The sequence below is a fragment of the Nostoc sp. CHAB 5715 genome (assembly GCF_020829685.1).
GTDB lineage: Bacteria > Cyanobacteriota > Cyanobacteriia > Cyanobacteriales > Nostocaceae > Nostoc.
The window spans coordinates 1-13,578 of record NZ_JAIVFR010000062.1; the positions used below are offsets into that span (position 1 = coordinate 1).

11 protein-coding genes and 4 pseudogenes are annotated in these 13,578 nt (G+C 43.2%); 12 read left to right on the forward strand and 3 right to left on the reverse strand.

The genetic code is table 11. The features are described 5' to 3' along the window. Positions 1 to 638, forward strand: a 638-nt coding sequence (locus LC574_RS05490; RefSeq protein WP_229451866.1) for a transposase, incomplete at its 5' end; no start/stop codon positions are given. Positions 639 to 930: 292 nt separating this feature from the next. On the opposite strand, the pseudogene LC574_RS05495 reads toward LC574_RS05490, so the two are convergent. Beyond that, positions 931 to 1,683: pseudogene (locus LC574_RS05495) on the reverse strand (transposase); the annotation flags it as partial. Between the two features lie 166 nt (positions 1,684 to 1,849). On the opposite strand from LC574_RS05495, the gene LC574_RS37810 reads away from it, so the two are divergent. Together LC574_RS37810 and LC574_RS05500 are read left to right on the forward strand one after the other, a co-directional pair. Beyond that, positions 1,850 to 1,978, forward strand: coding sequence for a hypothetical protein (locus tag LC574_RS37810; RefSeq protein WP_267871425.1), 129 nt, complete (start codon positions 1,850 to 1,852; stop codon positions 1,976 to 1,978). A 231-nt stretch (positions 1,979 to 2,209) separates the two neighbouring features. Further along, positions 2,210 to 3,039, forward strand: a pseudogene (locus LC574_RS05500) (ISKra4 family transposase); the annotation flags it as partial. Between the two features lie 178 nt (positions 3,040 to 3,217). Here LC574_RS05500 and LC574_RS05505 read toward each other — a convergent pair. Together LC574_RS05505 and LC574_RS05510 are read right to left on the reverse strand one after the other, a co-directional pair. After that, positions 3,218 to 3,637: pseudogene (locus LC574_RS05505) on the reverse strand (transposase); the annotation flags it as partial. A gap of 59 nt (positions 3,638 to 3,696) precedes the next feature. Then, positions 3,697 to 4,779: pseudogene (locus LC574_RS05510) on the reverse strand (transposase); the annotation flags it as partial. A gap of 233 nt (positions 4,780 to 5,012) precedes the next feature. Here LC574_RS05510 and LC574_RS05515 point away from each other — a divergent pair. The 9 genes from LC574_RS05515 to LC574_RS05555 all read left to right on the forward strand — a co-directional run. Then, complete coding sequence (locus LC574_RS05515; RefSeq protein WP_229451867.1) at positions 5,013 to 5,213, forward strand: hypothetical protein; 201 nt, start codon at positions 5,013 to 5,015, stop codon at positions 5,211 to 5,213. A 317-nt stretch (positions 5,214 to 5,530) separates the two neighbouring features. After that, on the forward strand, positions 5,531 to 5,710 hold the full coding sequence (locus LC574_RS05520; protein ID WP_229451868.1) for a hypothetical protein: 180 nt from the start codon (positions 5,531 to 5,533) through the stop codon (positions 5,708 to 5,710). A gap of 25 nt (positions 5,711 to 5,735) precedes the next feature. Continuing rightward, positions 5,736 to 7,631, forward strand: coding sequence for a glutamine--fructose-6-phosphate transaminase (isomerizing) (glmS, locus tag LC574_RS05525; RefSeq protein ID WP_229451869.1), 1,896 nt, complete (start codon positions 5,736 to 5,738; stop codon positions 7,629 to 7,631). A gap of 209 nt (positions 7,632 to 7,840) precedes the next feature. After that, positions 7,841 to 8,734: a DMT family transporter gene (locus LC574_RS05530; protein ID WP_229451870.1), complete on the forward strand. Its 894-nt coding sequence runs from the start codon at positions 7,841 to 7,843 to the stop codon at positions 8,732 to 8,734. A gap of 356 nt (positions 8,735 to 9,090) precedes the next feature. Further along, positions 9,091 to 10,005: an indole-3-glycerol phosphate synthase TrpC gene (gene trpC / locus LC574_RS05535; protein ID WP_229451871.1), complete on the forward strand. Its 915-nt coding sequence runs from the start codon at positions 9,091 to 9,093 to the stop codon at positions 10,003 to 10,005. A 270-nt stretch (positions 10,006 to 10,275) separates the two neighbouring features. Beyond that, positions 10,276 to 10,467, forward strand: coding sequence for a hypothetical protein (locus LC574_RS05540; protein WP_229451872.1), 192 nt, complete (start codon positions 10,276 to 10,278; stop codon positions 10,465 to 10,467). Positions 10,468 to 10,517: 50 nt separating this feature from the next. Further along, entirely contained in the window at positions 10,518 to 11,366 is an 849-nt protein-coding gene (gene trpA / locus LC574_RS05545) for a tryptophan synthase subunit alpha (RefSeq protein WP_229451875.1), read from the forward strand. A gap of 164 nt (positions 11,367 to 11,530) precedes the next feature. After that, on the forward strand, positions 11,531 to 12,775 hold the full coding sequence (gene trpB / locus LC574_RS05550; protein WP_229451878.1) for a tryptophan synthase subunit beta: 1,245 nt from the start codon (positions 11,531 to 11,533) through the stop codon (positions 12,773 to 12,775). A 375-nt stretch (positions 12,776 to 13,150) separates the two neighbouring features. Next, the coding region (locus tag LC574_RS05555; protein WP_229451876.1) for a Gfo/Idh/MocA family protein at positions 13,151 to 13,578 on the forward strand (428 nt) is incomplete at its 3' end.

Consider the following 13,578-nt stretch of genomic DNA (forward strand, 5'->3'; position numbering starts at 1 on the left):
AAATGACTACCACAACTCAAAATAGAGCCTCGCTTGAGTTTGAGCAAAAACTCTCAACAGTAGTTTCATTTTTAGAAACTCTATTTATCCCAGATGAAGAACTTCAGCAACAAGCGTCCGAACTGATTGATAACTCAACTTGGTATAAGTCTTTAGACTATAAAACTCGTGAATCTTGGAGTCGTAGTCGTCGTGTTGTCTCTAAAGTTGAATATGGAGCAAAGGGAAATAATATTCGTTTTATTGTGACTTCACTAACTACAAAGAAAGTACCTCCTGCTCAACTATACACACAAAAATACTGTAAACGTGGCGAGATGGAAAATCGCTTTAAAGAACAACAACTTGAACTTTTTAGTGATAGAACCAGTACGCATACATTCGCTGGAAATCAACTACGATTATGGTTTTCTTCTATAGCTTACGTTTTGATGAATGCCTTTCGTCAACAATGTTTAGCCAAAACAGAATTGCAAAATGCTCAAGTCGGAACTATTCGGACTAAATTACTGAAACTAGGCGCGTTGATTACTGTAAGCCCACGGCGAATTTTAATTGCGATTACTAGCTCTTGTCCTTACAAACATATTTTTGCTACTGCTTACAGATGCTTAAAAATGCTGACTAGTACCGCTTAATCTCAAGTCAAGCTGCATTTTACTTTTCTCTAATTAATCATACTTTGGGCTTGGTTTTATTCAAGTCTTGTTTTGGAATGCTTATTTTTATCAAGACAGCATTTTGATTTAAGCATTAACATAAAAATAGTGATTATTTTATCTTTATTAATATTGATTTGTACTGAATTTGTCTTTCGGTTTACACTTGAGTTGATTATGTATCAAAAAAAGCCTTACATCAGGTCATGTAAATTGATTTTTTACTGCTTGTGAGAAATCCGGGAGTACTGTAAATAGTTCCAGCCGACCACATTAAGCTACGAAGTAGATTATAAGCCAGTAAAAAAACGTAAATTTCTTTGCGGATCATTGAGGGGGTTTTACATCGCAGAATATCCATACCCAAGGTAGTTTTGAGATGTCTTAAATCTAGTTCAACATCCCAGCGTTGGCCGTAAAGCCCAACAATTGCCAGAGTAGAATAAGTTGCTTCATCTAAAAGAGTAGTAATTAAGCTAACTTGTTGAGTCCGAAAACCGGGAATAACAATATAATAGTAAATCTCTCGCACAGTTATGGAAGGAGGTAAAGCATTAAATTCATCTTTATCCAATCCTTTTGGGCAAGTTTTAGGCTTATACCAAGTAACTAATTTATCGCAATCTCCAACAATTTTACCTTTTCGCATAGTTTTTGTGCGAGATTGATGTTTACGAAACACGGCATCACAATTAAACTTTTTGATAGTAAACATATCGGCGTAAGCACTCGTATCTGTTGAGGGAAGTTCTACTTCTGACTCAGCCAAATGTGCAATTATTTTACTCACAGCATTATGGCAACTTTTGTCAGTGTCCAGCACTTGCGATAAAAATGCCCACAACGTTATTATTGGGTCAAATAATCGCTTTTTGTATTTCATCTTTAGCTCAGATATTGCTTGCCTAACTAGAGATTCTGGCAACAATTCTTTAAAAGGTAGCCCTAAACTTTGGCTAAATTTCTCCTTAAGGATTTGTACTCGTAATGTCACAGTAGTAGTTATCGTATGTGCTTGCTCGTTTTAAAGAAAGTATTCCATGAACGAGCTTTGCTTTTTCTACCTCCACAAATTTTTGGGCAATCCTACATCATCTCTCCTTCGGCGATCGCAGTTACTCATAGCATTACTGCACTCGTAGGTTATTAAAGCTGTAGCCCTTACCCCACATAGCTTAGAGCTTTTCTTAGTGCCATTCGGTGAAGGTGCAATGATGGATATCATCTCAGGCGCGAAAACTGGTGTTGAATTAGCGATATTGCCAAATGATGGCCCCAGTGGTGGTTTTTTCCATCTTGGGGAACCAGTAGCTTGGTAACTTATGCTACGACTTGAAGCCGTGGCGTAAGTTATTAGTCATTAGTACATTTTTCACGATTTTTGTATACTCGATACTATTGACTATTGATCCTTATGGCGAATGGCGATTCATCCCATTCCTTCAATGTATGGAATGGGGAGCATCCCAGTTTTTATTCTTCTGATACAAATAAATGAGGTGTGAGATGGTAAAGATGTAGTCCACGCGAGCGCTTAAGCAGGAAAAGCCATGACAGAAGAAGAAAAGCAACTTTTGCTCCAGCACGGTCGTGCGATCGCTAAAATACTCTACAAAAATGCTCCAGTTGAGGAACTAACAAGCTTAGGCAAGATTGAAGAAGTAGTACGCAGTCAAATGCAGGAGTATATAATGCCTACTGTTGGGGTTTTTTTATCGAAAATGTCACCGGAGAAAACACAGGAAGCCAGCGATTCCTAAAAAGCATCATTGGAAAACTACCAATTAGGAGTTCTCAGGCACAAAAGCTGGAACTCAGACCCCATAGTCAATTGAGTCCATATTTAGAGGCATGTTGTTTAAGAGCAAGCGCTTGTGTATCATATGAACGTGCAGCAGAAGACGTAAAATATGCCACCGGGATAGAAGTCTCGAAAAGTGTTCAACAGCGACTGGTACACCGTCAAAATTTTGAATTACCACAAACGCAATCAACAGTTGAGGAATTGAGTGTTGACGGTGGAAATATCCGCATCCGCACACCGATTGGGAAACCATCTGATTGGAAAGGTTATAAAGCTGTGCGTTTACACAACTTGCAAGCGCACGCTGCCTCATTCCAAGAAAATAGTATCGTCATCAATTGGGTAAACAATCAACCTCTAGCTCCCATACTCACTTGTCTTGGAGACGGACACGACGGAATTTGGAATATTATCCGTGAGTTTACCCCAGAACATCAGCGCCGTGAAATACTTGATTGGTTCCATCTCATGGAAAATCTACATAAAGTTGGTGGTTCAATTCTAAGGATTAACAAGGCAAAAAGTCTACTGTGGCAAGGGAAAGTTGATGATGCGATCGCATGTTTTGCGGACTGCACACGATAGTTATCCTTGAGACAAAGCAGCTATGTTGAAGGTAAAGACTTTTAAGGGTTTTAGTTTTCTTTAGATAATTATATTTATTTGTGCCTATCTACTTAGTTGCTTCAGTCCCACTTCAATTTATATTTTTGATTGCTTAGAGGATGTTTTAAAAGTCAGAGTCAGCTAAGAATTATGCCAATCGTCGAACCATAATCCGAATCATTGCAAGGTAGATGAATGTCTCCGAGGTTTGGGGTAGTCTTTGATAATCTTTACTTAAACGCCGACACCAATTAAGCCAGCCAAATGTGCGCTCAACAACCCAGCGTTTAGGTAAATGGATAAAACCTTTTTTCTCCAATGGTCTAAGAACAATTGCCACAATCCAGCGAAACATATCCATTACCCAACGCATAAATTCTTCGCCTCGGTATCCGCCATCCATCCAAATAGTATTTAAGCGTTTTACCTGATTGCCTGTATCATAAACTCGCTTAAGGACTTTTTTCGCTCCTTCACGTTCTGGAAGACTAGCAGATGTTACCAAGACCCGCAAAACCAGCCCTAACATATCTACACTGAGATGACGCTTGCGCCCATGTATCTTTTTACTCATATCTTGCATCTGTAAATATGAATGTCAAAACCACAACTACGTGTAAGGGGAATCAAGCGCTCAATATCAAGTAAAAGAAGAGACACGACTATTTGAGGAAAAATAGATTCAAGTGCAGTTTGTGCAGCCTCACCCCAATCAGGTGGTAACGGTAGTTGGGTGGATAAATAAGTCCAGTGAGCAATGAGGTAAGCAGTTAGAGAAAGAATCAGCCAGCGATACATCCCAAGCAAAGTGCCTTGTCCAAAACGATGTAAACCGAAGCGATGTTTGGCAGTTTTAAACCAACCTTCTATCTGCCATCGGCGCTTACCCCACCATTTAAGAGTGGAAGCTTTTATCGGTCGAGTAGATAAAACAAAACGCTTTTCCAGCTTACCGTTATCGCGTTTTAAGTAATACCAAGAAACGGTAACAGGAAACTTTAAACCAACTAAATAAACTTGTTGTCCCTGTTGATGTAAATGTCTTAAAAGTCTGCCATCAGTTAACTTGCGGCTAAGAGCTACGCCTGTAACTGCATGATATTTAAGCTGGCGTATCCCGTGAAGAAATTCTTTGCTACAAAAGGCAGTGTCAGCTAAAATAATGACTTGAAAGCGTTCAGTTAAAGATTGAGGTAAACGCTTAACTAGCTTGAGTCCTAGCTGGGCAGGCGAGGGAGTACCTTTACCTCTCCAAACACGAAAACTCCACGGAATGCGCCATTTCCCTACAACCAAATAAGCAACTACTATATGTAGACCACGTTTACCATTGTAAACTCTAATTAAATCCCCAAAAGCTGAGAATTTGCCGCGTTTTTCTAGAGTAGTTAGGTCAATTATTACTTGTAAAAATGGTTTGCGTCCTTGACCACATGACGATAATATCTTTAAAACTGTTTGCAATGTTTGATTGCGAACAATACGAATCATTTCCCTTGTTGACCAAGGATTAACATTTAAAAATCGGCTTAATGCACTTGGAGATTTTGTTTGACTATGTTCAGGTAATGGATGTCCTTGCGCTTCTAAAAATAACCCTAACATTGCTTGGAGGTTATCTTTTTGGTACTGGGTGGGCATCGACTCTTTCAATGTGTAGACTAACTCTTGGGCGTGGGCAAGCATTGTCTTGCTAATTTCTGAATACATTTCACGCCCTTTCTCTCATGTTTTGAGCTGACGCGCGCAAATCCAACAAAAGCGAGCGCACTTTGAGATGGTCCAGAATGCCTCATTTCAGCATCTTGTCGTTTTGAAAGCTTTCTATGTAGTATTACTATTTTATCTAGTTTTATTATTTACTTTATTTTACTTAAGCAATATTTTGTTGTACTGTTATATTTTGCGCTCTTTATTTACCTTTTAGGGGTTTATTCGGTTAGGTGCAAGATCTGAGCGCGATCGCAAAAAGCGCTCCGCAGCCCATCGCAAAACAGTCTGTTGGATTGCCAACAGTAAGAGAACTTGAAATTTTACGTGACCATGTTTTGTCTGAACTGAAGTTGGGTAAACAAGCACCTGGGTATAAAACTGCCCAGAAAGCTCTCAATGGTTTTATTTCTGAACTAATTGGTTCAGTTTAGCTATTTGTGGAATTCGCCAACAGTGTCTTCGCCAGCTCTACGCCTACTTAATGATGTTATTTTTCATGAGTTTTTCTATGAGTTATGGGATGATTTTTATGAGTTTCAGAGACTGAGAGAAAAACTAATATCAAAGGTAATTCACTGCGATTGAAGCTCACATTCCGCACCCTCAAGTGTCACAACCTGAAGGAAAGAATAAAAGCTTTAGAACCGCACCTTAACGTGGCAATGGCAAGGTAACAGTTTAGGGATATGTTTAGTTTTAGCCATCGCTTCGAGCATGAAAAAATTTTCGTTCCAAGGCGTAAGTGCTTATGTTTCAAATTGCCCAGCCGTCTGAAGTTAGTACACAAACTCCTGAAGTCAGTAAACATCAAGGCATAGTTAGTATTGTTTTTGATAGTGGCACTGCTTTTAGAGTTTGGGCACCGTTTGCCAAGAAAGTTCAAGTAGCATTTTACGAACAAGAGAATCAAGACAGTACTCAGCAATAAACCTAGAATTGGAGTAGTGTAAACAATGTGCGGCATCGTCGGCTATATTGGCACGCAAGCGGCAACAGAAATTTTGCTCTCTGGGCTAGAAAAACTAGAGTATCGGGGCTACGATTCTGCGGGAATAGCCACGATCTGGGAAGGAGAAGTTAATTGCGTTCGGGCAAAAGGTAAGCTTTACAACCTACGTTATAAACTGGAACAAGTAGAAACTCCTGCCCCAATTGGCATCGGACACACTCGCTGGGCAACTCATGGTAAACCAGAAGAGTATAACGCCCATCCGCATATGGATATGGCAAGGCGCGTAGCAGTGGTGCAAAATGGCATTGTCGAAAACTACCGTGATTTACGCGAGCAACTCAAAGCCAAAAGATACGAGTTTCGCTCAGATACAGATACTGAAGTTATCCCTCATCTCATCGCCGATTTATTAAAAAGCTCCCCGCCTCTCCCCTACTCCCCTTCCCCTTTCTTAGATGCAGTTCGCCAAGTTGTCAACAAACTCGAAGGGGCGTTTGCGATCGCCATCCTGTCTGCTGACTACCCCGATGAACTGATTGTTGTCCGCCAACAAGTTCCCTTAGTAGTAGGTTTTGGACAAGGTGAATTTTTCTGCGCCTCGGATACACCAGCGATACTTCCTTACACGAGGGCAGTGCTACCGTTAGAAAACGGCGAAATGGCACGCCTCACACCCTTGGATGTTGAAGTTTACAACTTTGCTGGCGTTAGGTTGAAAAAATACCCTCGCCTCCTCAACTTGAATCCGATTATGGTGGAAAAGCAGGGATTCAAGCACTTCATGCTCAAAGAAATCTACGAACAACCGGGAGTAGTGCGAGCTTGTTTGGATGCTTACTTCAACAAAGATTGGAATGTAGATGATTCTGCAACTTCCCCGATTAATCTTGGTTTACCTGCAAAGTTTTACAGTGACTTAGAACAAATTCAAATCCTTGCGTGCGGTACCAGTTGGCACGCAGCGTTAGTAGGGAAATATTTACTCGAACAAATAGCGGGGATTCCTACCCAGGTGCATTACGCTTCTGAGTATCGCTATGCTCCGCCACCCCTGACACCTAATACACTGACAATAGGCGTTACCCAATCTGGTGAAACCGCTGATACCTTGGCAGCTTTGGCGATGGAAAAAGAACGTCGCAGTGGTAAGGAACCTAAATATGAGGCGCGACTGCTGGGGATTACCAATCGCCCAGAAAGCACCTTAGGTCAAATGATATTTCATATTATCAATACTCTGGCGGGAATTGAGATTGGGGTGGCGGCGACGAAAACTTTTGTCGCCCAACTGATAGCGTTTTATGCCTTGGCGTTGGATTTAGCGTATCTTCGTCAAAATATTTCCTTAACTAAATTACTAAAGATTATTGACGGGTTGCGGCAAATTCCCAGCGAAATTGAGATTAATTTGGACAATCAAGAGCGTTATATTGAGCAACTGGCTCATGATTTTGCTCAAACCAAAGATTTCATCTTTTTGGGAAGAGGGATTAACTTCCCCATTGCTTTAGAAGGTGCATTGAAATTAAAAGAAATCAGCTACATTCACGCAGAAGGTTATCCAGCCGGGGAAATGAAGCATGGACCAATTGCTCTGTTGGATGTTAAAGTGCCAGTAGTGGCGATCGCTATGCCTGGTAATGTCTACGAAAAAGTAATTTCCAACGCCCAAGAGGCAAAAGCCAGAGATTCTCGTTTAATTGGTGTCACCCCAGTTAAAGAGGGAGAAGCTGTAGAAATTTTCAACGATCTGATTCCTGTTTCCAACGTAGAAGAATTCCTTTCTCCCATTCTCACGGTAATTCCCCTGCAATTATTGGCTTATCACATCGCCGCTTGTCGCGGTTTAGATGTTGATCAGCCGAGGAATTTGGCAAAATCTGTGACTGTGGAATAGTTTGAGCATAGGGGTAAGTAAGTGGTGTGGAGGAATAAAAAAGTTGTACAACTAATAAAAAAGTCGTAAAAAAATAAAAATGAACACCCCTGATTGTATTTTTACTCTGCCTAAAGTGACAAAAAAGTGTTAAGCCACCCCATTTGTAGAGGCGCAATTTCGTTCAAGACACTAAAACCTCATACGTCTATATTAAGTGGGAGGTAAATATGCGCAAAATTCACGTTGACCTCGGCCCGATTCTGCTAACCACGGCGATGATTCTGGTGGGCAGTACGGTCCCGGCAAGCCGGATTATCAGCACCGGATTGCCACCGTTCCTTGCGACAACTGCAAGATTCTGTATTGCGGTCCCGATTTTCATCATGTTGTTGCGGATCCGTGCAGAACGAATTCCGAAAATGCCAGTGCGGGACTGGATGGTGATACTGCTCCAGGCATCTGCCGGCAGCGTCGGCTACACCGTCTTGCTGCTCCTCGGGAGCCAGTACGCACCGGCAGCGACGGCTGGCGTTATCCTTGGTTCGCTTCCCGGGGTGATGACCCTACTCGCTATCGCTTTTCTGGGTGAGCGACCGTCAATACGCTCTGTTGTCGCAGTTAGCTTAGCTGTCGGGGGTGTGATTGTGGTAATGGTTGAGGGTCAACGTCATGCTACAAATATGGGCATAGCTGAAACGCTTATCGGATACGGTGCACTCCTTGGGGCAGTTTCATGTGAAGCAACGTTTCTTCTCTTGAATCGTAAGCTCAAGACTGCACTGTCTCCCTTCATGATCTCGTCGCTCATGTGTGTCTTCGGTCTGATTCTTGCAGTGGTGCCCGCTATGTTCGAGCTACGGGAGGCAGATCTGGCGCGTGTACCTGGTTCGGCAGTCATCGGAGTTGTATACTACGCACTTGTACCAACAATTATCGGATTCCTGCTTTGGTACGAGGGCTCCGCCCGCACAAGCGCGTTCCAGGCGTCAGTATTTACGTCGGTTATGCCAGTTTCTGCCATAGTGCTTTCGGCGGTAATCTTGAGTGAACCAGTAACCCCCCAACAGCTGATGGGAATCACTATGGTGGTGAGTGCTACCTTGCTTGGTGCTCGACGGTGACTGGGGACGGCTGGTTTTTGTGACCGGGCGACATGAGGGGATTGGCATAAAAAGTTGATTTTCCACAACTTTTACTTAATGAGCCGAAAACCCTATCTAACCGATATTACAGATGCAGAGTGGGAACTGCTAACCCTTAATTCCACCTCCCAAAATAGGTACTAACCAAATGCACTGAAATGAAAAGATTGCCTAAGAAGCTAACGCCCAAAGTAATATCTGGGATATACAAAAGATTACTGGATGCTCTAATTCGAGCATGATACGAGTAATAGCAAATTGGAAACCTCATGCAGAACACTAGCCATGAAGTAGGTTGTGCAATATCTCATTTATTTTGTAACTTAGGAGCCCGTATGCAAAATTGTCACAATCAGTCAAACCAGTCCCTTGCTGCCCGTGAAATAAACAGCCAAGTTGCTGCTCAGTCGGCGAAACCGCGCCATATTCTCGAAGAGATTGTGTGGCACAAACAGCAAGAAGTCGCACTTATGTGCGAGCAACTGCCGATAGCATATCTACAAAATCAGGTAGGTACTGCCTTTCCCCCGCGAGATTTTTTGAGTGCCCTACAGCAGAATCCCAATAAACCCAGCTTGATTGCAGAAATAAAGAAAGCGTCACCTAGTAAAGGAATAATCCGTGCCGACTTTGACCCGGTAAAGATTGCTCAGGCATATGAGCGAGGCGGTGCTGCGTGTCTCTCAGTGATAACCGATCGTAAGTTTTTCCAAGGTAGTTTTGACAATCTACGTGCGATTAGACAAAGCGTAGCACTGCCACTGCTGTGCAAAGAGTTCATTATTGACCCTTACCAGATTTATGCAGCACGAGTAGCTGGGGCAGATGCCGTGTTGCTGATTGCCGCCATTCTCTCGGAACAAGAACTCCAAGAGTTTATACAAATTGTCCATAGCCTAGGTATGAATGCGCTAGTAGAAGTGCATACCTTGACAGAACTTAATCGAGTGCTATTGCTTCCAGAACTGCGCTTGTTGGGAATTAACAACCGTAACCTGGAGGATTTTACAGTTGATCTAGGAACCACACAACGACTAATAGCACAGCAACGAGAAAAGTTGCAAAGCTTGGATATAACGGTTGTGAGTGAATCTGGCTTCTATACATCCGATGATCTAGCTTTTGTGGTCAAGACTGGTGCCCGTGCTGTCCTAGTTGGAGAGTCTTTACTCAAACAAACTGATATAGAACAGGCTGTGTTCAATCTGCTGGGCTCTAAGAGGACGTTTGAAAAATCGATTGGACAGTAAAAAAAAGCTCTCAAGGTGTAAGCTGCAAATACGTAGTAGCACATCTTTGAGAGCCATGAATAAAGTTTACCCCAACAACCTCACTCAACAGGAGTTTGAACTGATTAGCGGATTAATTCCAGCAGCAAAACCTGGTGGTCACAAACGCAAAGTTGACGTCTAGGAAGTTCTCAACGCCATTTTCTATGTTTTGTATGAGGGGTCTTGATGGCGAGCCCTATCGAGCGACTTTCCTAACTGGCGCTGCGGATGGGACGTGGGTGAGGATACATGACCGACTACGGGAGTGGACTAGAGTCGCGCTCCAACCGTGAGCCGAGTCCATCGGAAGCAATTGTGGAGAGTCAAAGTGTGAAAAGCGCAGCAATGGTGAGTCAAGCGGTGGGTACCTACATAAATCTATCCATTCCTCCATTTAGCAACGCCACCCTCTCGATTAATTTACAACGTAACTATCATTAGCCCAATGTAGGTTGTAATAGACAATTACCAAGTATTTGAAGGAAATCATTATGACGGCTCATATATCTAATTATTTCAGCTCTTTACGCAACGCCCAAAGGGATAGCCTTGCTTCGCGCAACCAGTGCGCCTTGATTCCCTTCGTTGTAGCAGGGGACCCCGATTTGGAGACAACGGCAGAAGTCTTACGAGTCTTAGATTTTAATGGAGCTGACTTGATTGAGTTAGGTTTTCCCTACTCAGATCCGCTGGCAGATGGACCTGTAATTCAAGCCGCCGCTAACCGCGCTTTGCAACGAGGAACCAAATTGGAGCAGGTTTTGGAAGTAGTTCAGGCTACCAGTCCCAGTCTAAAAGCACCTCTAATCTTATTTACTTACTACAACCCGATTTTGAACCAGGGCATTGAGCAATTTCTCAACAAAATTGCAATTGCAGGAATACGAGGATTGATTGTGCCAGATATGCCATTAGAGGAAGCAAACGAGCTGCTAGAACCTGCTGCTGCTATGGGGATTGAGGTGGCTTTGTTGGTTAGTCCTACCAGTTCAAAAGAACGCATTAAGGCGATCGCCCATTCGTCCCAAGGATTTATCTACCTAGTGAGTGTTACTGGTGTCACAGGTATGCGTTCTCACATATCAGCAGACGTTAAAGATTTATTGATGCAGATACGAACTGTAACCGACAAGCCGATTGGTATTGGTTTTGGTGTTTCAGAACCGGAACAAGCGCGTCAGCTAAGAGATTGGGGTGCTGATGCCGTAATTGTAGGTAGTGCCTTTGTGAGACGTTTGGCAACGGGCACGCCAACCCAAGGACTGCAAGCAGTTGGGGAACTCTGTCGAAATCTGAAAGCAGCAATTACCACGACAGAAGCTAAGTACGCGTCACCATGAAAAAGGACCCGAAATCAAGGAAGATAATTTCTGTAGACGATACAGAATATACGGGAACGATAGCAAAGTGTCAAATTAAGGTTGGTTAAAAAAACAGGGGTTGAACCTTAACCAAGACAAAACCAGGACTTTTTAAGTAACAATAAATGGAGGAAATCTTAACAATGGTCAGCACACAAGATACTCAGGCTCCCTCTTCATATGTTACCCAACGACCTAACTCCTTAGGTCGGTTCGGGAAGTTCGGAGGTAGGTACGTACCTGAAACTTTGATGCCTGCCCTTAACGAGCTAGAAACAGCGTATCAACAATATTGCAATGATCCGAGCTTCCAACTTGAACTTCAAAATTTGCTACGGGACTACGTTGGACGACCAAGTCCTTTGTATTTCGCTGAACGTCTAACAGAGCACTACAAAAAACCTAATGGCGTTGGTCCACAAATTTACCTTAAGCGTGAGGACTTAAACCATACGGGCGCTCATAAAATCAACAGTGCTTTAGCTCATGTGCTGTTAGCAAGACGCATGGGTAAGCGGCGCATTGTTTCTGAGACGGGAGCAGGTCAGCATGGTGTCGCTACAGCAACAGTATGTGCCCGTTTCGGTCTGGAGTGCGTAATATACATGGGTAGCCTTGATATGGAGCGGCAGGCCCTCAACGTTTTCCGAATGAGGCTTATGGGAGCTGAAGTGCGTCTCGTGGAAGCTGGAACAGGAACGCTCAAAGATGCGGTTTCTGAAGCAATTCGAGACTGGGTGACCAATGTAGGAAACACCTACTACATTACTGGTTCTGTTGCAGGTCCCCATCCTTACCCAATGATGGTGCGTGATTTCCAAGCAGTAATTGGTAAAGAAACTCGCATTCAATCTCAGGAGAAATGGGGAGGACTACCAGATATTATCTTAGCGTGTGTAGGAGCGGGTTCCAATGCTATGGGAATCTTCCACGAGTTTGTTGATGAACCGACTGTACGGCTAATTGGAGTTGAAGCAGCAGGTGAAGGTCTTGATTCCGAAAAACATGCTGCTACCCTAACGCGGGGGCGAGTCGGTGTTTTGCATGGTGCCATGAGTTACCTGTTACAAAATGAGGATGGTCAGGTGGTCGAGGTGCATTCGATTAGTGCTGGACTAGACTATCCTGGTGTTGGTCCTGAACATAGTTTTTTAAAAGAGCTTAAGCGTGCTGAATACTATGCTGTGACAGATATGCAGGCTTTAGCAGCATTTAAAAAGCTTTCTCAATTAGAGGGTATTATTCCTGCCCTCGAATCTGCTCACGCGATCGCTTACTTAGAAATTCTTTGCCCACAGCTAACTGGTAGTCCTCGCATTGTGATCAACTGTTCAGGGCGTGGGGATAAGGATGTGCAAACAGTTGCCAACATTTTAAACCCGGCTTAAATCTGGCTTTATTCCTTTTCTAAGAAAACAGAATGGTTTCTTTCATCTGTAGTGGGCGTACGCTCATAGACCTATAGTGAGCGTACGCTCATGAACAGCTTTTGTTATTTTGATGAAAGTGAGCGCGCAAAAAATTGAGTTTTGCTAAAACTTGTTTTGCACCAGCCTGTTCACTAGTACTCTGCCAACCCAAAATTGCCGAGTCAGGGCAAGCAGGGGGGGCAGGGGAAGCTCTTGAGGCAGGGGGAGTGAAGAAGTAACCAATAATAACTCTCTTTGCTTTGCGAACTTGTCACCATGCAAAGTTCCCTTGGCGCACCACTAGTATTTCCCCATATTTTGCAACACAACTCAATTCGTTAAGTAGAAACATTTATGCAGATTGGACTGATAGGATTTGGTGTCATTTCAAAATATTATCTTGCAGCACTTAATACTCGTCAGGATGCAATCCTGGGTGCTGTATGCGATATTGATCCTGCCAAAGGTGCCTCCCTCGACGATAAAAGTATCTTCTTCACCACAGACTACAGGGAATTGGTAAGCAGGGAAGATATTAGCGGCGTGATAGTCAATGTGCCCAACCATTTGCATTACGAAATTTGCCGTAGTGCGCTTGAGGCTGGTCGTCATATCTGCTGCGAAAAACCTTTGACAATATCATACAGCGACGCGGTAAGATTGGCAGAATTGGCAACCGCACGTGGGCGCATCTTGTCTTACAAGGCAGAAGCGTTAGGGAAACGAGTAGTACACCAAGATCCTCGTTATACCTCGCAGAAATGCAATATTTGTAAGCACAT

What these genes read in the sequence shown, in the direction of transcription:
- LC574_RS05520 (WP_229451868.1), top strand. Translation starts at nt 5,531, where the DNA reads ATGTTTCAAATTGCCCAGCCGTCTGAAGTTAGTACACAAACTCCTGAA.
- glmS (WP_229451869.1), top strand. Translation starts at nt 5,736, where the DNA reads ATGTGCGGCATCGTCGGCTATATTGGCACGCAAGCGGCAACAGAAATT.
- LC574_RS05530 (WP_229451870.1), top strand. Translation starts at nt 7,841, where the DNA reads ATGCGCAAAATTCACGTTGACCTCGGCCCGATTCTGCTAACCACGGCG.
- trpC (WP_229451871.1), top strand. Translation starts at nt 9,091, where the DNA reads ATGCAAAATTGTCACAATCAGTCAAACCAGTCCCTTGCTGCCCGTGAA.
- LC574_RS05540 (WP_229451872.1), top strand. Translation starts at nt 10,276, where the DNA reads ATGACCGACTACGGGAGTGGACTAGAGTCGCGCTCCAACCGTGAGCCG.
- trpA (WP_229451875.1), top strand. Translation starts at nt 10,518, where the DNA reads ATGACGGCTCATATATCTAATTATTTCAGCTCTTTACGCAACGCCCAA.
- trpB (WP_229451878.1), top strand. Translation starts at nt 11,531, where the DNA reads ATGGTCAGCACACAAGATACTCAGGCTCCCTCTTCATATGTTACCCAA.